The organism is Larkinella sp. VNQ87, from assembly GCF_049445795.1.
Taxonomy (GTDB): domain Bacteria; phylum Bacteroidota; class Bacteroidia; order Cytophagales; family Spirosomataceae; genus Larkinella.
Genome location: NZ_JBMSDT010000011.1, coordinates 55,132 through 75,750 on the forward strand (window position 1 = coordinate 55,132; position 20,619 = coordinate 75,750).

At 53.3% G+C, this 20,619-nt stretch carries 17 protein-coding genes; 7 read left to right on the forward strand and 10 right to left on the reverse strand.

Annotated features, from left to right (window positions below; all coding sequences use genetic code 11):
* Positions 1-151: 151 nt before the first annotated feature.
* Complete coding sequence (locus ACO2Q8_RS19480; protein WP_423346521.1) at positions 152-568, forward strand: DoxX family protein; 417 nt, start codon at positions 152-154, stop codon at positions 566-568.
* A 104-nt stretch (positions 569-672) separates the two neighbouring features.
* The gene (locus ACO2Q8_RS19485; RefSeq protein ID WP_423346522.1) at positions 673-1,992 is read left to right on the forward strand and encodes an MFS transporter; all 1,320 of its coding nucleotides are present in this window, start codon (positions 673-675) and stop codon (positions 1,990-1,992) included.
* A gap of 97 nt (positions 1,993-2,089) precedes the next feature.
* On the opposite strand, the gene ACO2Q8_RS19490 is transcribed toward ACO2Q8_RS19485, so the two are convergent.
* Positions 2,090-5,899 carry an ATP-binding protein gene (locus tag ACO2Q8_RS19490; RefSeq protein ID WP_423346523.1) on the reverse strand — a complete coding sequence of 1,270 codons (3,810 nt, stop codon included), beginning with the start codon at positions 5,897-5,899 and terminating at the stop codon, positions 2,090-2,092.
* Positions 5,900-6,229: 330 nt separating this feature from the next.
* Here ACO2Q8_RS19490 and ACO2Q8_RS19495 point away from each other — a divergent pair, with 330 nt between their 5' ends.
* Positions 6,230-7,765, forward strand: a complete 1,536-nt coding sequence (locus ACO2Q8_RS19495; protein ID WP_423346524.1) for a choice-of-anchor I family protein — start codon at positions 6,230-6,232, stop codon at positions 7,763-7,765.
* A gap of 82 nt (positions 7,766-7,847) precedes the next feature.
* Here the strand turns inward: ACO2Q8_RS19495 and ACO2Q8_RS19500 are convergent, their stop codons facing one another.
* Together ACO2Q8_RS19500 and ACO2Q8_RS19505 are read right to left on the reverse strand one after the other, a co-directional pair.
* A complete protein-coding gene (locus ACO2Q8_RS19500) occupies positions 7,848-8,072 on the reverse strand; it encodes a hypothetical protein (RefSeq protein WP_423346525.1) in 225 nt (74 codons plus the stop codon).
* 410 nt (positions 8,073-8,482) lie between these two features.
* A complete protein-coding gene (locus ACO2Q8_RS19505) occupies positions 8,483-9,340 on the reverse strand; it encodes a 5'-methylthioadenosine/adenosylhomocysteine nucleosidase (protein WP_423346526.1) in 858 nt (285 codons plus the stop codon).
* A 29-nt stretch (positions 9,341-9,369) separates the two neighbouring features.
* On the opposite strand from ACO2Q8_RS19505, the gene ACO2Q8_RS19510 reads away from it, so the two are divergent.
* A complete protein-coding gene (locus ACO2Q8_RS19510; RefSeq protein ID WP_423346527.1) occupies positions 9,370-9,813 on the forward strand; it encodes a RidA family protein in 444 nt (147 codons plus the stop codon).
* Between the two features lie 3 nt (positions 9,814-9,816).
* Here the strand turns inward: ACO2Q8_RS19510 and ACO2Q8_RS19515 are convergent, their stop codons facing one another.
* Together ACO2Q8_RS19515 and ACO2Q8_RS19520 are read right to left on the reverse strand one after the other, a co-directional pair.
* A complete protein-coding gene (locus ACO2Q8_RS19515) occupies positions 9,817-11,133 on the reverse strand; it encodes an NCS2 family permease (protein WP_423346528.1) in 1,317 nt (438 codons plus the stop codon).
* A 193-nt stretch (positions 11,134-11,326) separates the two neighbouring features.
* Complete coding sequence (locus ACO2Q8_RS19520) at positions 11,327-11,683, reverse strand: hypothetical protein (RefSeq protein ID WP_423346529.1); 357 nt, start codon at positions 11,681-11,683, stop codon at positions 11,327-11,329.
* Positions 11,684-11,950: 267 nt separating this feature from the next.
* Between ACO2Q8_RS19520 and ACO2Q8_RS19525 the strand changes: the two genes are divergently transcribed.
* The 3 genes from ACO2Q8_RS19525 to ACO2Q8_RS19535 all read left to right on the forward strand — a co-directional run bounded on the left by ACO2Q8_RS19525 (position 11,951) and on the right by ACO2Q8_RS19535 (position 14,689).
* Positions 11,951-13,144, forward strand: coding sequence for a sensor histidine kinase (locus ACO2Q8_RS19525; RefSeq protein WP_423346530.1), 1,194 nt, complete (start codon positions 11,951-11,953; stop codon positions 13,142-13,144).
* Between the two features lie 29 nt (positions 13,145-13,173).
* Positions 13,174-13,920, forward strand: a complete 747-nt coding sequence (locus tag ACO2Q8_RS19530; RefSeq protein WP_423346531.1) for a LytR/AlgR family response regulator transcription factor — start codon at positions 13,174-13,176, stop codon at positions 13,918-13,920.
* Positions 13,921-14,023: 103 nt separating this feature from the next.
* A complete protein-coding gene (locus ACO2Q8_RS19535) occupies positions 14,024-14,689 on the forward strand; it encodes a Uma2 family endonuclease (RefSeq protein ID WP_423346532.1) in 666 nt (221 codons plus the stop codon).
* A 55-nt stretch (positions 14,690-14,744) separates the two neighbouring features.
* On the opposite strand, the gene ACO2Q8_RS19540 is transcribed toward ACO2Q8_RS19535, so the two are convergent.
* From ACO2Q8_RS19540 to yajC, 5 genes are all read right to left on the reverse strand, one after another.
* Positions 14,745-16,958 (reverse strand): S9 family peptidase, encoded by a 2,214-nt coding sequence (locus ACO2Q8_RS19540; RefSeq protein WP_423346533.1) that lies wholly within the window; start codon positions 16,956-16,958, stop codon positions 14,745-14,747.
* A 103-nt stretch (positions 16,959-17,061) separates the two neighbouring features.
* A complete protein-coding gene (locus ACO2Q8_RS19545) occupies positions 17,062-18,714 on the reverse strand; it encodes an amidase (protein ID WP_423346534.1) in 1,653 nt (550 codons plus the stop codon).
* Between the two features lie 73 nt (positions 18,715-18,787).
* Complete coding sequence (gene coaE, locus ACO2Q8_RS19550) at positions 18,788-19,411, reverse strand: dephospho-CoA kinase (protein WP_423346535.1); 624 nt, start codon at positions 19,409-19,411, stop codon at positions 18,788-18,790.
* Complete coding sequence (locus ACO2Q8_RS19555) at positions 19,408-20,187, reverse strand: hypothetical protein (protein WP_423346536.1); 780 nt, start codon at positions 20,185-20,187, stop codon at positions 19,408-19,410. Before ACO2Q8_RS19555 ends, coaE begins: the two co-directional genes overlap by 4 nt.
* A 110-nt stretch (positions 20,188-20,297) precedes the next feature.
* Positions 20,298-20,564: a preprotein translocase subunit YajC gene (yajC, locus tag ACO2Q8_RS19560; RefSeq protein ID WP_423346537.1), complete on the reverse strand. Its 267-nt coding sequence runs from the start codon at positions 20,562-20,564 to the stop codon at positions 20,298-20,300.
* Positions 20,565-20,619 lie beyond the last annotated feature (55 nt).

Consider the following 20,619-nt stretch of genomic DNA (forward strand, 5'->3'; position numbering starts at 1 on the left):
TGAACCGGTTTTAGAAACTTACTCTTTAAAAAAACGGTCTGAAAAATGCCGCAATACCCCCTGTAGTTTGTCGTTTTTACACGCTATCGAAACGGGGTCGGGTGCGTAAATTTGTCTTATTCAATCGGTTAAAAAACAAAAGCCAACGGCCATGAAAACGACAAAAATTCTGTATTGGGTCTTTACGGGTTTATTCGCCTTCTTCATGTTTGGGTCGGCCATACCGAACATCCTGGTCGATCCGATGTCCGTCCAGGGATTCAAGGACATGGGCTATCCGGTTTACCTGATTCCGTTTCTGGGGTGGGCAAAGCTACTTGGTGTCATTGCTATTCTGGTGCCGGGTTTTCCCCGCATCAAGGAATGGGCGTATGCCGGCTTAATGTACGACATTCTGGGCGCTATTTATTCCATCAGTATGTTGGATAAACTGGCGGTAGAATGGGTGCCGATGCTGATCATTCCCACCATTGGGCTGGCTTCGTACGTCTATTATCACAAATGGCTGAAAGCGAAATCCGACCATCTGGCCGATGCCCCATCCGGCTCGTTAAAAGTAGCCGGATGAGGCTGATCCGGGAACGATAGCAGCGGTTTGAACGTAATTTGAAAGGGTCGGTTCAACTCCTGAATGGACCTTTCCCTTTCCGCAAATACGAATGAACAAACGCTATGAACGACCGCTTTTACGCTATTCTGGCCAATACACTGGCCGCATCGCTGACGAACAATTTTGTCTGGTTTGCGCTGACATTCTGGGTATACCTGCAAACCAAATCCGTCGTAGCCACTTCTGTCATGGCCGGTATTTACCTGGGAACGGTAGCCTTCTCCGGTTTCTTCCTAGGCTCAGTGGTCGACAATTACCCGAAGAAAACCGCCATGTTGCTGTCGAGCGCGGGTTCGTTGTTGTTATACGTCCTGGCTTGGGGGATTTATAGCACCACGCCGACAGCGGTTTTTACGGATCCGTCCAGCCCGGCACTGTGGGTGTTTGTCCTGCTGGGCCTACTGGGTGCGATTGCCGGGAATCTGCGGACCATTGCGCTTTCTACGCTGGTAACTCTTTTGATACCGGAAGACGAACGGGACAAGGCAAACGGGATGGTCGGAACCGCCAACGGCATTGCGTTTCTGGTGGCGTCGCTGTTCAGCGGGCTGGTGATCGGGTTTCTGGGTATGTTCTGGATGCTGGTGCTGGGCATTGGGCTAACGGCGCTGGTGGTACTGCATCTGTGGACGATTTCGATTCCGAATACCGCCCCGGACACGCATGCCCAGATCGAAAACCGCATTGACATAAAAGGAACGTTACTGGCGGTGCGGCAGATTCCGGGGTTGTTGGGCCTGATTTTTTTTAACACGTTCAACAACTTTCTGGGGGGAGTGTTCATGTCGTTGATGGATGCTTATGGCTTATCACTGGTGTCGGTGCAGGTCTGGGGTGTTTTGTGGAGCGGGCTGAGCGGTGGTTTTATCGTGGGCGGTATCGTGGTGGCCCGGCGGGGGCTGGGGCCGAATCCGTTACGCACGCTGTTTCTGGCCAACATTGTCATGTGGACGGTTTGCGTTTTCTTCACCATCCAGGCGTCCATCGTGTTGCTCTCGCTCGGGTTGTTTGTGTACATGTGTTTGATCCCGGCGGTCGAAGCGGCCGAGCAAACCATCATTCAGAAGCTGATTTCGCCCGAGCGCCAGGGCCGGGTGTTTGGGTTTGCCCAGAGCGTCGAACAGGCCGCATCACCCATCACGGCGTTTCTGATCGGACCGATTGCCGAATTGATTTTTATTCCCTTCATGACGACCGGCAAAGGGGTTGACTGGCTGGGCGGTTGGTTCGGGACCGGCAGCGATCGCGGGTTGGCGCTGCTGTTTACCGTCACGGGCCTGGTGGGGTTGCTGATCACGCTGGCGGCTATGCGTTCGGGTTCGTACCGGGTTCTGGCAAAGAATTATGAGAAATCGGCAGCTTCGACAGCGCTGGTCAACTAAAGAAACCCAATTTTTCGAGGAATTTCCTCCATCAGCATCGCTCGTCTCCGGTAGTCGGATCCGGATCGCCAGCCAGACCCTTGTCGGGCAGTCTGAGTCAGTCATCACGGCGTTCATTGAGTTGCCGACGATCGGCAAACGCGTTTTGGCGGAGGGGGAGGGTAATCATGAAGTGAGCCCCCTGACCCGGTTTGCCTTCGGCGGTAATCTGGCCATGATGATTTTCGACGATCCGGCGGCAGATGGTCAGACCAATGCCCGTTCCTTCGTACTGCCCCCGGCCGTGCAACCGTTGGAACATCCCGAAGATTTTTTCGGCATACTGCGTTTCAAACCCGATTCCATTGTCACGGATCGAAATCCGGATGTAGTCGCCGGGCGTGGTAACCGCCGAAACCGTCGCTGGCGGTTCTGCGGGCTGGCTCGTAACCCGAATAACCGGAGGCCGATCAGCGACAAACTTAAGCCCGTTGCTGATCAGGTTCTGGAAAAGTTGGTGCATCTGGCCGGGAATAGCTTCGATGAGAGGCAGGGTGTCGATTTCGAGCCGGGCCTTTTTTTCCTGAATCGTGATGGACAGATCGTCGGCAATTCCGTCGATCAGGGCATTTAGATCGACGATCTCGTGCCGGGCGCTGGTATTGGAAAGTTTGGAGAGTCGCAGCACATCGTCCACAATTTTTTGCATGCGGGCGGCCGCACCGGTAATCCGGCCAAAATGACTCCGTTCGTCCTCACTTAGTTTACCATCGAGTGTTGTCGTTAGTAAGTTGCTGAACGACTGAATTTTGCGTAACGGTTCTTTCAGGTCGTGGCTGGCTACCGACGCAAATTGCAACAGGTCCAAATTAGAGCGTTCCAGTTCGGTATTAAGGTTGCGTAATTCCGAAGTTCGCTCCGTTACCCGCCGTTCCAGTTCGTCGTGGATGACCTTCTGTTCGTTGATATCGGTACAGCCGCCGATGTAACCCAGAAACGTCCCATCGGCCGCAAACCGGGGACGACCCTTGTCGATAAACCAGTGGTAGGCCCCATCGAACCTCCGCAACCGGTATTCCATCTGAAATTCCTGGCGGGCATCGAAAGCCGTCGTGTAGGTATGCATACAATGCTCCACGTCGTCCGGGTGAACGCCCGTAACCCAGCCATTGCCGAGTTCCTGCTCCATCGGGCGACCCGTAAAATCCAGCCAAACCTTGTTGAAAAAGTTGCATAGCTTATCGGTGCCCGAGGTCCAGATCAGGACAGGGGCCGTATCGGCAATCGCCCGGAACCGGCTTTCACTTTCTTCAATTTTCTGACGTGCCACTACCTTCTCCGTCACATCGATCACAACGCCCATCACCCCGCTAATCGACTCGTCGGCTTCCCGAATGGGATGGTACATATAATCGAAATACAGCGACTGCGGTTTTCCCTGCCGGACCAGCCTGACCGGAGCATCGCGCTGAATATACGGAATCCCTGTCGTTGCCACCTGATGCAATAATTCGTCAAAACCTTGTCCTTTTATTTCAGGGAGGACTTCCAGCAGCGGTTTTCCCAGAATCTGGTCCAGCGGCCGGTCGATCAGTTCCGCAAAGGCCGAATTCGCCATGCGGTAGACAAAATCGGGTTCGCGGCCGACAATGGAAATGACCACGGGCGCCTGTTCGAACAATCGCTGAAGCCACTGCTGATTTTCCTGACGCACCCAGGCAAGCCGGAGTTGGGCCTGCACACGAACGAGCAACTCCCTGGCTGTGAAGGGTTTTACCAGGTAATCGTCAACTCCGGCGACGTAGCCTTCGTAGGCTGCTTCTTCGCCCGCTCGCGCCGAAAGCAGAATAACCGGTATGTGATTCGTTTGCGGGTTACTTTTCAGTCGGTTCAACAGCGCTACGCCGTCCATCACCGGCATCATGATATCGGAGAGCACCAGTTGGGGCGGTTGACGGAGGATGGCTTCCAGGGCAGCCTGGCCGTCGGCAACGGCTTCTACCGTATAATGGGGGGCTAGCAGACGACTAACATACGCGCGCATGTCGGCATTGTCGTCGGCCAGAACCAGGCGCGGTTTGGCCGGTTCAGGATCGGACGCTTTTTCGAATCCTTGGTCGGTCAAACTTTCTACTTCGGCCTGAAACTGATCGGTTAGGGGACTGCTATCGGGTTGATTTTCTGGTAATTGCTGAAGCGAATCGACGGGTTTCCGCGGAATGATAACGGTAAATGAACTGCCCCGGCCCGGTTCACTTTCGGCCGTAATCGTGCCATTGTGCAGTTCGACCAATTCTTTTACAAAAGCCAGACCAATGCCCGTTCCTTCAAAGGTGCGTCCCTGAAAAGCCCCATCAGAACGGTTTACCTGATAAAAACGGTCGAAAATATGGAGAAGCTGGTCCTTCGGAATACCAATTCCAGTATCGGATACGGTCAGGATGACTTGTTGATCAGCTTCGTGCAGCGAAACCCGGATTTCGCCGGCCAAGGTATATTTGAACGCATTCGACAGCAGATTCAGCACAATTTTTTCCCACATACTGTGATCCAGTACCACGGGAGCTGAAAGGGGGGCGGTTTGAACCACAAAATCCAACCCGGCTTTCCCGGCGGCCGAACGGAAATTGCTGGCGAGGTCGGACGTCAAAATAGCCAGATTGACTGGTTCAAAGTGAGGCTGGAGCCGACCGGCTTCAGCCCGGCTGAAATCCAGGAGGGTATTGACGAGTTTGAGCAGCCGTAGCGCATTCCGTTTGACCATCTGCAGGGACTCGTGCTGCTGAACCGGGGCCTTGCGGAGCAATTCGTCCAGCGGACCGAGCAGCAGCGTGAGCGGGGTCCGGAACTCGTGGCTGATGTTGCTGAAAAAGCGGGTTTTCGCCTGGTTAAGCTCCAGTAGAGCCTGAGCCCGCCGTCGTTCTTCTTCATACGCCCGAACATTGTTGATTTCGGTGGCGATCTGATCCGCAATTAGTTGAAAAAAGTCCCTGTACTTAGTATCGAGCACCAGATGCGGATTGATACCGGCAATGAGAACGGCGTAGGGTGTATGAAATCCATTCGGCGTGATGGGTAGAACGTAAACATGGCTGGGCGGCATCTGCCAGGCACCCCTCGGAAGCGACAAAAACGGAACCTGATCACTGTTGAGCAGAAGCGGGCTTTTCCGCGTAATCACATCAGTAAATGCCCTGGCCAACCCGGTCGACGAGTTTAGTTCGACGGTTTGCAACCCTTCTGAGAACAAGCTCTCAAAACCGGTAGGGAGTTCCAGATGAGCTACAGAAGCAGCCTCATCAAGCCGGTAGAACACACTAAACGGGAAATCGTAGGGGTTGTTGGCCAAAACCGCCTGGGCATTACGCAGAACGTCCGAGACGCTTTGCCTGGCTTTGAGCTGCCGACCCAGATCGCGCAGAGTTTGGAGTCGACGGCCCTCGACAACACCGGCAGTGGTTTCAGTAACGGCGCAGAAGGCTCCGCCGATTCCGCCGGATTCATCATGAATCGGGCTGTAGGAAAAGGTGAAATAACATTCTTCGGGATAGCCATTCCGATCAAGCAGCAGCAACTGATTTTCGGACCAAGTGGCCTTCCCTTCTGAGAGCACACTTTCGAGCATAGGGCCGATGATTGGCCAGATTTCGGGCCAGACCTGCTGACCGGGGCTTCCCATCGAAGCCGGATGCTTATTGCCCAGTATCGGCCGGTAGGCGTCATTGTACAGCATGACGAGTGAGGGCCCCCACCAGAGCAGAATCGGGAACCTGGAATTGAGGCAGGTGCTCACCGAGGTTCGCAGACTCTGGGGCCAGCCTTCGACGGGGCCGATCGGTGTGGCCGACCAGTCAATTGTTCGCATCAAGGCGCCCATTGTGCCCCCATCAGATAAAAAACCGGGCGTATTTGGAGGTAAAGAATTCATAGTCAGGCTGGCGAAGCAGCAGTCGGATGGAGAGGGAATTGTAATAATAGGCTAATTCTCCCGGTTATGATAGCTTCTGCTGACATTTCTATCCTATGAACCAAGGTTGACTTTTGGTAAAAAAATGCTCTGGCGGGCTGCTTCGTGTTTTCGGGAGTCGGTGCAGGACGAAAGGCAGAAGTCAGTTTTAATCCTGGCGGGTCGGGATTGAGGATGACATTATTAAACTATTAACTACCTGTTAATTAATCGTTAAGCCTTGCTTAGGCCGATTTTTAGCGTGCGTGGAGCCCTATTTTTGCAATCCACAACCACTCTACTTTTACTAGCATGATGTCAAACAAATACCTGACTGGATGGGTCGTCCTGGCCGTCGCACTGAATGCCTGTATGACCGATCACCGAGATCCGGGCTCGTTTCAGGAAAATCCGGCTAATTTTCGGGAAATCGCTTCGACGGACCTGGGCGGAGAGGCTTCGGCGGAGATTGCGGCCTATGATCCGTTTACGAAACGATTATTTGTGGTCAACAATGAAGACGCGCCGAAGATCGAGGTCATTGAGTTATCCTCCACCGGAACCTCCAGCCTGATGGCAACCAAAGGGCAGTTCATCGATGTTTCGGCACTGGGTGGGGTGGCCAACAGCGTAGCCGTCCATAGCGGAAAGCTGGCGATTGCCCTGGAAGCCACTGACAAACAGGCCAATGGAAGCGTCGTCGTGATCAATACCAGTACACTGGCCACAATCCGGCAAATTTCGGTGGGTGCCTTGCCCGACATGGTAACCTTCAGTCCCGACGGAACGTACATCGTCACGGCTAACGAAGGCGAACCCGACGGCCTGTACACCGTGGGCGCAAAAGATCCCGAGGGTTCGATTTCGATCATCAATGTAACCGATAATTACAGCGTAAAAACCCTGAACTTTGCTGCCTTTTCGGGTTCGCTGTCCCAACTGGCGGCTGACGGTTTTCGAATTTATGGTCCGAATGCGACGTTTGAGCAGGATGTTGAGCCCGAGTATGTAGCTGTTTCAGCAGATTCTAAAAAAGCCTGGGTGACGCTTCAGGAAAATAACGGGATTGCTGAAGTGGACCTGGTAGCCGGAACCATTCTGAAAATTCATCCGCTGGGCACCAAAGACTACAACCTGGCAGCGAATGGCATCAACCCCAGCGATCAGGATGCCAATGACTTGACCCTGGGGCCGTGGCCGGTCAAATCCTTCTTCTTGCCGGATGCCATTTCGTATTTTACGGCGGGTGGTCAGGGCTATCTGATCACAGCCGACGAAGGGGATGCCCGCGAATATGCCGGTTACGATGAGCAGGTTCGGGTCAGCAGCCTTAACCTGGATGCCGTTCTCTTTCCGAACGCGACCGACCTGAAACTGCCAGCGAAACTTGGTCGGCTGCGCGTGACGAAGTCGGCCGGAAATTCGATAGTCGATAGCAAGGTCGTTTACAATACACTCTACGGTTTTGGCGGGCGTGGCTTCAGCATTTACAACGCAACAACCGGGCAGCGGGTTTTTGAAGCGGGGAAAAGCCTGGAGGAACAGGTGATTACGGCCGGTTTGTATGACGACAGCCGTTCGGACGATAAAGGCGTGGAACCGGAAGGCGTAACCGTTGGCATGATGAACGGAAAACCGATTGCCTTTGTGGGCATGGAACGGGCCGACGCCATTGCCGTGTATGATGTGAGCAATCCGGCAGCTCCGCAGTTTCTGCAACTCTTCAAGACCGGTGATGCTCCGGAAGGTGTTCTTTTCATTCCGGCGAAAGACAGCCCAACGGGGCACAGTTTGTTGGTCATCAGTAGCGAAGGCGACGGAACCGTAAAAATTTATCAGGCCGCTTGATCTTGTTTTACCAACTGAGTGCCTGAATACGAAACCGGGAGGCTGGCTATAAACGGCTTCCCGGGTTTATTTTTTTAAGCTATTAGTCTTCTGAGGGCTTTTCCGGCTCATCCGGCTCCGGCTCATCGGGGTCCGGGATGGAATTATACTTTTCGTCGACCCAACCTGCCGATTGAACCGCCCAGGCACTTAGTCCCAATCCAAGGGCAACCAGCCCACTTAGGATGCTAAGAAACCCCTCCGTCGTGAGACAGGCAACCACGAAAAGGATGGCCAGGATTAGCAGGGCGAAGGTTTTTTTTCTCATGGCAGACCGTTACGGTAATGTATTTCGACCAATCAGCGTGCCAAAGAGCGGGGAGGCATTGTTTTGTCGATCCTTTCCAACTACACCGGCAAATATAAGTAGTTCATCCGTTTTAAGTTTATTATTTATAGTTCTTGAAAAAATAACCTATTTCTACTTGTGGTCAGCTAGTTAGATGTCTATTATCGACTAAATAAAACAAACATCAACAATGAGTTACCAAGGTGAAAGAACGGTCAATCAGCGGGTAGTGACTTCCAACTCTGCTGGTTAGTAGATAGATGATTGGTCAGGCTCGTAGTCAGGAAGAAAGTTTTTTTATGCTATTGTCCGTCGTGCTGATGGGGTAGCATTTTATCATATAAACGATGAAACCGCGCGGACATTGTCTCGTTTGGACGCCAAATGCCTCAGGGTAACCGTCCGACAATTGCCATGACGAGGTTTGCTGAGTTTCGGGCAGCAATTTTAAAGAACGTCAGCATGTCTTGCCGGGCGTTGGAGTTGGCCTTGTCGCTCAGGCTCCGGATGACCAGGCAGGGTACCTGCTGCTGGTAACAAATCTGCGTCACGGCAGCACCCTCCATTTCGGTGGCGTCGGCTTTGAACTCCGACCACAGGCTGGCGACTTTCTCCTCCGACGAAACAAACACATCGCCGGTGACTACCGTACCGACCAGCACCGAAGGGGGCCGCGAAGTAACCGGAATACTCTCGAAAACAACGGTTTTGGCTGCTTCCTGGGCAGCCCGCATCATCAAGGAGTCGGCGGGGAAAAAGGTCGGGTTCAGGTCTTTCGTGATGGCGTTGCGGGTCTGGTTGGTTTTCTGCTGCTGAAACGTGATGTAGCCGTAATCGTGGTGGGCAGTTTGGCGGGCAATCACAATGTCGCCGGGTTGCAGGTCCGGGTTAGTACCGCCCGCGATGCCCGTGAACAACACCTGTTTGGGCTTGAAATAGGCCAGCACAAACGCCGTGGTCATGGCGGCATTGACTTTCCCGATGCCGGTTTCGGCCACCACAACCCGATGCCCGTTGATCCGGCCCGTCATAAACTTGATGCCGTTGAGGGTATGTGTTTTGGGTTTTGTCAGCGATTGCTGAACCAGCTTCACTTCTTCATCAAAAGCCCCCAGCAAGGCCGTGATCGGGCGGGGTTTGTAGCGTTGTGCCAGGGCGGTTTTCGGAACAAAAACCGTCCAGATTGACAAGATGATGCTGGCGAAAACCGCAATCCGATGAATCCTTTTGTATATTTCCTCTCGCATACAGTTCTGATTTAAACAACGAACATACAATGAAAAACCGTGTTTTTTTGATTTTAAGTGTGATTTCAATGGTAATTTCTACGGCAGTCAATGCCCAATCCGGCCAGAATACAATTGAAAAACAGAAATTTCATTTTGGTAAAGCGGGTGAAGATGGGGCCGGATATGCCCAGGCCGTCCGGGTTGGCAAAACTATTTACATTTCCGGAACGGTCGGTGGGGGTGAAACAGCATCGGCGCTGACAAATGTGTACAATGGACTTCAGAAAACATTGGCTTTTTACGGAGCAACGTTTCAGAATGTGGTCAAAGAGAACTTGTATACGACCAATATTGAAGAAATAAAAAAGCACAACGATGTGCGAAAAAAGTATTATAACAACGACTTTCCGGCCGCTACCTGGGTTCAGATTCAGCGGTTATATGAGGAAACTGCCCTGGTCGAAGTCGAGTTGGTGGCTGTGTTACCCTGATGCTCAATGCCCGGAAAAAAGCGCCAGAACGCAAAAGAGATCGACAAGCAGCAAACCGACGGGAACATCCTGCGTCTTACCGAGCGCGAGTTTGACCACCGTCCAGGTCAGGAAGCCCCAGATGATACCCTGCGTGATGGAATAGCTGAACGGAATCAGCACGAGCGCCAGAAAAGCCGGGAGTGCATCGTCCAGTTGGCTCCAGTTGATTTTGGTCACCGGTTTCATCATGAAGGCTCCAACCAGCACCAGCGCCGGGGCGGTTGCAATGCCCGGAATCACCGCCAGGAGGGGCGACAGAAACAGAAAGGGTAAAAACAGACTACCCGCTACGATGGCCGTCAGGCCCGTGCGCCCGCCCTGGGCAATGCCGACCGCCGATTCGATGTAAGCCGTGCCAGGGCTGGTGCCGAGCAAACCGGCTGCAGTGGTGGCGACGGCATCGACGGTCAGCGAGCGGTTCAGGTTGCGTGGGTTGCCGTCTTCGTCGTACAGGTTGGCGGCTTCGGCCACCCCCACAAACGTCGACAGACTATCGAACAAATCCGTGAAGACGAAAGCGAAAATAACCGGCCAGAGCGACCATTGCAGCGAGTTGACCAGATCAAGCTTTCCCAATAAACCAAAATCGGGGGCCGAAACAATGCCCTGAAAGTTCACCAGCGTTTTCTGCCCGAAATTCACCGCCGACGCATCGCCCCACCACCGGCCGATGGGCCAGGCCACCAGGGTGGTCAGCGCGATTCCGATGATGATGGCACCCGGCACGTTGCGAACAACGAGAATGGCGGTCAGCAGCAGGCCGAACAGAAAGGTCAGGATGATGGGGTCGTGCAGGCTGGCAATCCCGACCAGGGTGGCCGGATTGGCCACGATAAATTTGGCATTTTCAAAACCGATCAGGGTAATAAACAGCCCGATCCCGGCCGACACGGCGTACCGCAGCGGTTTGGGAATAATACGGACCAGGGCCGAGCGCACGTTGAAAACCGACAGAATCAGAAACAGCACACCGGCCCAGAAAACCGCCCCCAGGGCCACCTCGGGCCGGATGCCCAATCCTTTGACCGCCGTGAAGGTGAAAAATGCATTCAAGCCCATGCCGGGCGCTACCACCAGCGGGTTGCGGGCATAAAGCCCCATCAGCAGGCTGCACCCGAACGACAACAACACCGTGGCCGTCAGAACCCCGCTGAACGGCAATCCGGCCTGACTCAGAATCGCTGGGTTGACCACGATGATGTACATGGTGGCCAGAAAGGTAGATACGCCCGCCAGAACTTCGGTACGGGTGTTGGAAGCAGGAAAACCAGTTTGCATGGGAATCGGTTCGAAGCCCGAAAATACGTAAATCACCCCATTCCTGCCTACTTCAAAAACAAAAAGCCCCCGATCCGGTGCCAAGGCCCAAACCGGGGGACTCAAACCAATTTAACCAAATTAAAAAAGAAGAAAGACAAGAGAAAAGAGACGTTTCGGGTCGTTTTACATTTCCGATCTTATGTCTTTTGTCTCAATTTCCAAACTCAGCAGCCAGCCAGCGCTGATTGCCCGCAAGCGGGCTGTTCGCCGGTTGCGGATGGAGCGTCCATTGCTGAAGAGCCTTTTCCAATACAGAATTCAGGCTTTCGCGTGTCGTGGTTCGATTAAGGTTGAGCTTTTTCTTCGTCAGCGTTTCCTGATAAACAAGCTGGTTATCTTTGTTGTAAAAAGAAACCACACACGGTTTTTTAGGCTGCGACTCAACGACCCAGAAACCGTTCTGGGGCGTGCTGATTTGGTTTTGGCGGGGTTGGGCAAAGGCAATCGATGACACAACGAGTGTGGTGGCCAGCAGGGCCAGTCGGAGGGATTGTGTATAGCGTTTCATAAAACCGACCGCCGGAGCGGTTCATTAGTAGTTGTTGTAGTTGTCGTTATTGACGGGTTAAAAGTAAACAACCGCCCAGCCATTCGCTGGCCTTTTCGCCCAATGCACCGCTTCGCAAACGATATAGCCGCGGCTGGGCGACGAGTGTAGAAAACAGTCGGTTATCAGCCGTTGAGCGACGATACTCCGCCGTTCGTCTACAATTGGCTGAAAATCGGGCGGTTTTGGCGTCGTTTGTCTATCTTCGGTCGGTAATCCGGCTTCTGTATGCAACTGTCTGCCAGTAAGTTCATCTTTTCCAATCAACTCCGGCACCGGCTGGCGCGTCATGGTTTTTTCTGGGGCGTTGTCTGGCTCTACTTTACGCTCCTGTACGGGATCTTTCCGATTGGCTTTTTCATTGACAGAGGGTTCAGTACCCTGCTGGCAACCTTGTTGGGGTTTCTGTCGTCGGGTATGGATGCCATTCTTTTTATGCCCGCTCACATGATTCTGGCCTACGGAATCATCTACGTGCTGTTTCCTCGCTATCTGCATAAGGGCCGGTATTGGAAAATTGTAGTCGGGGTGATTTTCTTTTCATTTCTAACCGCTTGTGCCTCCGCTTTTCTTTCGGCCTGGGTTGTGACACCTGTGCATACCAGGATAGGCATACCGCGTGTTCGGGGGGCAAGCCTTAGTTATTTGCTGATGGCCGGATTGCGGGGTGGCATAACCGTAGCCGGTTTCGTGGCAGCCATTAAGTTGGTGAAAATCTGGTATTTGAAAGAACAGGCGTACCGACAGATTGAAAAGGAGAAGTTTCAGGCCGAGTTGCAGTTATTGAAGTCGCAAATTCACCCGCATTTTCTGTTCAACACGCTAAATAACCTTTACGCGCTGACCTTGCGGAAGTCGGAGCAATCCCCGGCGGTAGTGCTAAAACTGTCGCAATTGCTGAGTTACATGCTGTACGACTGCAATGCGTCGGAGGTGTTGCTGGAAAAAGAGATTGCGTTCATGAAAAATTACATCGGCCTCGAACAGTTACGCTACGGAGCACGGCTGGAGGTGTCGATGAATTTTCACGGCGATTTGAAAGGAAAATCGATTGCGCCCTTGCTGCTGATCCCGTTTCTGGAGAATGCGTTCAAACACGGTACGAGCGAGCAACTGGAGCAAGCCTGGATTTTTCTGGATTTGGCCGTTGATGACAATGTGCTGACGTTCAAGCTGGTCAACAGTCGCGATACGGATTCTGTTTTGCCAGAAACTGATCCACCCTCTGTGGGTGCAACCTCCGTTGGGGGCATCGGGTTGCAGAACGTGCGGAAACGGCTGGAACTGCTGTATCCGGGGCGGTACGAATTGACTATTCAGCCGGAAGAAGAGACGTTTCTGGTGGATTTGATCTTGCGCTTGCCGGAAGAATCCGTAGTTTTGAAACCATCGGCAGCTTCGGTAGCGGAATTGCCTGCATAATGTAACAACAACAAATACGATCCATACTTATGAATGTACGTTGTCTCCTAATCGATGACGAGCCCCACGCCGTGGAAATCATCGAGTCCTATATCGAGATGGTCGATGGGCTTGAGGTGGTCGGCAAGTGTCACAATGCCGTGCAGGCTTTCAGCTTTCTGCAATCGACGCCGGTCGATCTGCTGTTTCTGGACATCAAAATGCCCAAGCTCTCGGGCACGGATTTTCTGCGGAGCCTGCGCAACCCGCCCAAAGTTATTTTCACGACGGCCTACCGCGAATACGCCCTCGATGGGTTTGACCTCGACGTGGTCGACTACCTGCTGAAACCGATTCCGTTCGAGCGGTTTCTGCGGGCGGTTTCCAAGGTCATGCGGCTCGAATCTCAAACGGTTTCGCACATGGTGCCCGAACCGACATCCCTGGCTTCCGAAAAAGAACTCGTTCCGTCCGAGCGCGATGCGTTTCTGTACTTTCGGGCCGACCGCAAGATGATGAAGGTCTACACGAAAGACATCCTGTACATCGAAAGCCTGAAGGATTACATCAAAATCATCACGACCACGGGCAAACCGCTGGTGGTCAAACAGGCCATCAGCTCGGTCGAGTCCATGCTGCCCGGCCGTGATTTTCTGCGGATTCACCGCTCGTACATCGTGGCCCTGGACAAGATTTCGGCCTGGTCGCCCAACCACATCGAGATCGCCGGGCAGGAACTGCCCATTGGTCGGCTGCACCAGAAGGATGTGGGCCGGGTGCTGAAAATGGAGGTTTGATGGCGGTTCAACTCCGATTGTGGTTGGAAGAGTTACTGGCTAAAAAGCTGGTTTCATAAAATACTTTGCCGTAAAAACCGTATTTTGCAATAAATGCTACGATATGGAGACGTTGGAGAAGAAAAATTTAGTCGGACAATCCCGCAAACCTAAGGGTGTCAAATCGTCGGGAAAAACGTCTAAACAGATAGTATCTCCTGAATCACTGATTTATGAAGTGTTGGATGGGCGACCACTGTATTACCGTGGACATGAAGACGTTTTGACAGGCAGAAAAACACCGGAAGAAATTATAGGTTCCAGTACATTGCAATGGGTGCTTGTTTCCTATTTTGTGGAATTGATGATTTTAAATTTAGATCGAAAAAAATACCGGTTTGCATCTTCTGAAGCAGGAGTTCATCTAGATCATCGTAATAATTTGTCACACGTGGCCATTTATGAACGTAGTATTTTGACGCCCGACAAGATCAATGTGCGTTATGCAGATGTGCCCGCCAAAATAGCCGTCGAGATTGACGTAAAAGCGGATATATCCAAAATCGAAGACTTTAACTACGTCAACAAAAAGACCCGGAAACTACTCGATTTTGGCACCGCTAAAGTTATCTGGGTTTTCACGGATACCCAACAGGTGATGGTCGCCGAACGGACGGCCGACGCCTGGCTGACAATGGATTGGCACCGCGACCTGGAACTCCTCGACGGTCAGGTTTTCAACATTGGCCGGTATCTGGCAGAGGAAGGGATTCAGGGAGAAAGAAACTAGCTCACAGGCCAAGCTGTGAGCTAGTAAAATAAGAATTCGATTTTTGGCCGGTTTACTAATTCGTGGTTCCATTCTTCAAAAACCGCTCCAGATAGTCCGTATACTGCTGATACAACAACAGTGAACTTGTGCTGTTGTAGGCCACGCCGTGGGCTCCCGGCGGGTAAATGCGCAGGTCGGCGTCTTTCCCGGCGTCTTCCAGCGCATTCATCAACTGCATGGTGTTCCGGACGTGGACGTTTTCATCCATTGTCGAGTGGGCGATAAACATCTTGCCCTGCAAATTTTTAGCCTTCGGTGAAACCGCGCTCTGCTCGTATTTGGCGTCGTTTTCGGGCAACAGGCCCATGTACCGTTCGGTGTAGATGCTGTCGTACAGCCGCCAGTCGGTCACGGGCGCGCCGACCAGCGACACCTTGAAAATACCGGGATGAGCCAGCATCGTGTAGCTGGTCATGTACCCGCCGTAGCTGTGCCCCCGAATCGCTAGCCGACCCGCATCGACCCACGGAAGGGTGGCGAGGTACTTGGCGGTTTCCACAAAATCCAGACTCTCGTACTGGCCGAGTTTCTCGTACACCACCTTCTCAAACTGATAGCCGTAACCCCCGCTGCCCCGGTTATTCACGCTCACGACGGCGTAACCCTGTTGTGCCAGAAATTGGTGCCAGCCGGTTGTACTAAACTCATTGTAAACCGATTGCGCACCGGGGCCACCGTAAATGTCGAGCACGATAGGGTACTTTTTCGCCGGATCGAAGTCGAGCGGTTTGATGATCGAAATGTCAATTTTCTGGCCGTCAGAGGTCGTGAAACTGGTCAATTCTTTCGGAACGTAGGCGTAGTTGCTCAGAAACTGCGTCACGCCGGGATTGGCTTCCAGCGTTTTCAGCAGCTTGCCCTTCGTGTCCCACAACTCCACGCGGGTTGGGGTCATGACGTTCGAAAACCGGTCGATGTAATACTGGCTGTTGGGCGCAAAGTCAATCTTATGCCGCCCTGCTGTCTGCGTGAGTTTGCGGGTATTCTTTCCGTCAAAATCCACTACGTACAATTGCCGCTCCAGCGGAGATTGTTCGGTGGAGGTGTAATAAACCTTCTTGCTTTTGGCGTCGATGTTGTGGACGATCACCACCTCCCAATTGCCTTTTGTGACTTGATTCAGCAGTTTTCCGGAATAATCGTAGCGGTAAAGATGGGCAAAACCGTCGCGTTCGGAGACCCAGAAAAACTCCTGGGAATTGGCCGGGAAGTAGAAGTAATGCAAAATGCCGGCGAAAAAATCAAAGACATCGATCCAGGCGTTGCTGGTTTCTTCCATGATCTGCCTGGCGTCGCCGGTGCGGGCATTGGCAAAAAATAGCTTCAGATGGTTTTGTTTGCGGTTCAGATGGACAACTGCCAGTTGGCCTTCCTGTGATGTCCAGTAAATACGCGGAATGTAGCCATCATTCAGATCGACCTTCATCCATTGGGCTTTTTTCGTCGCCAGTTCCACGACACCGATGCGCGCCTTTGGGTTGGGGTCGCCGACGCGCGGGTAGGGGAGTTTGACAAAATTTTCGTCAAAGCCTTTGTAATCGGTCATGGCGTAGATGGGCACCGGGCGCTCGTCGATCTGCCAGTAGGCAATAAATTTGCTGTCGGGCGACCATTCCCAGGCCTGCGCCAGCCCGAATTCTTCCTCATACGCCCAGCCAAACCGGCCGTTGTAGAGCGACGGGGCCGCGTCGTTGGTCAGTTGCGTTTCCTGCTGGCTGGCAAAGTCGAACACGAACAAGTTACCGTCGCGTTCGTAACCAATTTTGGAGCCATCGGGCGACAATTCGGCCGTCTGGGCATCTTTTGCTACCAGCTTCAGACTTTTGGCAGCAACCGCGTAGACGTAGTAATCCGAGATGCCCGACCGTCGCCAGACCGGCCGAAAATTAGTTTGAAACAACAGGTTTTTAGAGTCTTTCGACCATTGAAACGATTCGTAGGTAAACGCCTGATCAGTTCCGGGCAGTTTTAGGCGGCTACCGTCGAAAACAACCTCTTCACGCTGGTCTTTGGGCGAAAAGGACTTGATGACATTCTGATCGATGAACGAAAACCGGGTGCCGCCGTCGATCCAGTTGACGCTGGCGGGCCCCTGCGAACCGGCCAGTTGCCCGTTGGCCCGTAGGGCTTGTTGCAGGTTCTGAAACCGCTGTTTTTGCTGGGAAAAACCGGAAATTGAAACGAAAAGGAGAAGAAGAAAACCGTATGGAATGAGCCGATGACGCATAAAAACGGGTTGACTGAAGTGTAAAATCGCTTCAAAAATAACGAAAAAAACGCCGTTGCCGTACCCGGTCGATTTTCTCGTCGGTGACATTCACCGACTAAACTCAGAGCGACGGGTGTTTTTGGTGAAAAACCGTTGCATCCTGGTACGCTTTGGCGACGGCGAGCAACCGGCCTTCGTCGAACAACTGCCCCATAAACGTGATGCTGGTCGGCAGGCCTTTGGCCGTAAAACCGTTCGGCAGCGCCACGCAGGGGTGGCCAGTCAGGTTCGTCAGCGTTAGGTTCGGGTTCCCGAAGGTGGGAGCGATGTACACATCAAAGCCTTTCATGGTTTTCGCCATGTCGTTGATCAGTTTGGTGCGGATGCGGTTGGCCTGGATGTACTCGACCGCCGGGATAAACCGCGCCGACCGGAACGAATTCGGCCAGGCATTCCGTACCTGCCGCACCAACTGGTCGTCCTTGCCCGACCGGGTCAGCTCGTCAAAAGCCGCAGCCGCTTCGGCGCTCAGAATCATATTCATCCGGCCAACCGGGATGTCGGGTAACTCAAAAGGCACCAGTTCGGCACCGAGTTTCCGGAGCGTTTCGAGCGTGGCCTGATCGTTGGCTTTGTTGGGGTAATCCGACTCGAACGCTTTTTTGAGGTAGCCAATTTTAACGCCTTTTAGCGAAGCCAGTGGCGCGTACCGGAAGGGGGCGGCAAAAACCGTTGGATCCAGGCCGTCGGGTCCGTAAATGGCATTGAACACCAGCGCACAATCTTCCACAGACCGACACATCGGCCCAATTTTATCCATCGACCAACTGAGTGCCATCGCACCGTAGCGGCTTACGCGCCCGTAGGTGGGCCGCAATCCCGTTACACCATTGACCGTTGAGGGCGAAACAATGGAGCCGAGTGTTTCGGTGCCGATGGCAAACGGCAGCAAGCCAGCCGCCACGCTCGATCCTGACCCGGCCGACGAGCCACTGGAGCCGGTGGACGGGTCCCAGGGGTTGCGGGTTTTGCCGCCAAACCAGACGTCGCCCATCGCCAGTTCGCCCATCGTGAGCTTGGCACACAAAACCGCCCCGGCTTTTTCCAGCCGTTGAACGATGGTGGCGTCGTAGTCGAGTGTCTGATTTTTATACGGCACGGAGCCCCAGGTCGTTTTGTAGCCTTTCCGGGCAAACAGATCTTTGACCCCGTACGGAATACCGTGCAGCGGTCCCCGGTATTTTCCGGCCCGGATTTCGGCGTCGGCCTGCTGCGCCTGTTTGAGCGCCAGGTCATCGGTCAGCGTAACGACACACAGCAGTTTGTCGTTGTGGGTTTTTAGCCGTTCCAGAAAAAACCGGGTCAATTCGACGGACGTAAGCTGGCGGGTTCGAAGCAGTTCGCCCAGTTGGGCCACCGTATAAAAGGCCAGGTCATTGCGGTTTTTGGGCAAGGTCACTTTCCCGACCACGCTGGGTTTGAACGAGGGCTGGCCCTTCGGCAGTTTAAAACCGGTTGGTAAGGGGTTAAAATACAAGGCCGGAGCCACATCGTTGGGCAGTTCAATCTTTCGCAACGCTTCGTAGTTGTTGCGGTAATTGGTCAGGTTGTCCAGCATCGAATCCCGTTCGGCTGGGCTAAATTCCAGGCCAAAAACCGTAGAAGCAGCCGCCACGAGTTCAGCTGTGAGCGGGCGCTTCGGATCGTCGTCCGTGATGAAGGCACCTGCCAGAAAACTCAGCAGGCAGGCAACAGGGAGTAGAAGTTTTTTCATAATCGTACCCACGGACTAAAGTCCGTGTGAGTTAGTATAAACAATTAGAGTAAATTAACTCCCAGGACACGGACTAAACGGGGCCGCCCGGCGGTCCGTGGGTACTAAAGATTTCGTGCAGCCGCACGACTTGCGGAGTGAGCAACTGCGTTTCGTCGTTGTAAATGACATAATCCGCTATGGCCAGTCGTTCCTCGTCGCTGATTTGTCGGCTGATGATGTTGCGGATGTCGGCTTCGGTGCGGTGCGGGTCGCGCTGACGGATGCGTTGGATGCGCAGCTCCAGCGGTGATTGAACCACGACGAGTTTGTCGAGGTTGTTGCCGTCTTCCCCGGCGGCCCGGAGCAGGGCCGCTTCCTTAATTAGGTACGGTTTGTCCGGATAACCACTGGCCCAAAGCCGGGTGTCGGCATACACGCGCGGATGAATCAAGGCGTTAAGCTGGAGGAGCAGTGCCGGATTATCGAATACCTGGGCAGCTACCCAGGCGCGGTTATACCGTCCGGCCAGGTCGTAGGCTTCGGGGCCGAGCAGGCGGGTGACGTCTGCTTTCAAAACCGGGTCATGGTCGACCAGCCACTTGGCCCGCTCATCGGCCGAATAAACCGGTATCCCCAAGGCTTCGAAGATGCGGCAAACGACGGTTTTCCCGGCCCCAATACCACCGGTAACGCCGATGAGCAGTGGCTTTTTCATTTCTTACGGTTCGGTTTGGCTTTCGTGGGCGCTTTTGCCGGTTTCTCATCCTGCTGAGGCTGCTCAGGTTCAACGGGCGGAGTCGGCAGCGGTTGGAGCATTTCGGCTACTTCAAAACTAATGGCAACCTGGTCGGCACTGGCCCGGATCAGCGGGTGACGCGGAATGGGCAACCGAAGTTCTTCGTCGTAGTTCAGCGCCAGCCTGCGGGCCGGAATGCGGACTTTGATTGTATCGGGTGTCCCGCGCAGCAACCGGGCCGGGCCTTCAAACCGGATGATGCGGGGCGTTACGTTGATCAGGCTGGACACCACCATCCGGTCGGCCAGATCAATTCCGGCACTATCAACCACCACTGGCACGTCGTGAATGGCCAGCCGGTCGAAATTCAGGGCCAGGGTGTCGCTGGCTACAAAATTAACCTGGACATCTTTTGCATGGTCTGACAGCAGAGCGGTCAGGGATGCGGTATTGATAAATTTTGTTTGGAGTGGCCGGGGTACCGGGTAGCGGATAGGCTGCGACCGAAACGGCAGCCACGAACGTCGGAATAACTTCCAGCCATTGCCGGTGATGCTGACGGTAAGCGTTTTGGGCAGGGGAGAGGTTGGCACGTATAACTTCTGATCGTACACGAATTCGATCGGATACTGCACGTTAACCGTGTAATTATTTTTATTCAGGGCGTTGAGCAACCAGATGACAGCAGCCGCCAGCAGACACAAAATCAGCGTCGGTAGTTGAACACGGCGGGTGGAAGCGGTAGGGAGGGACACAATCAGATACTTAAATGATGAATGAAGAATGATGGATGATGAATTAGTGATTGCAAAGCAACCGCGCGGGCGAACCCGTCATCGTTCATCGTCCATCATTCATCATTTGGTTACGCCGTTATTTTCGTCGTGGCTTCGCGGGAGATGGCGGTTTTTTCAAATGTCAGCTTCAGCCCTTTATCCACTTCCAGTGTCACGGTGTTGCCTTCAACAGCGTAAACTTTTCCGTGTAAACCACCAATTGTTACGACACTATCTCCTTTTTTCAGGTTTTCGATAAAGCTTTTCTGATCTTTTTGCTTCTTCTGCTGCGGACGGATCATGAAAAAGTAGAAAACGACAAAAATACCGACCCACAAAACGATGTTCCAGATCATAGAATTTTGGGAACCGGCCGGGGCCTGTAATAAAACAGAAAGAAAGGTCATGTTG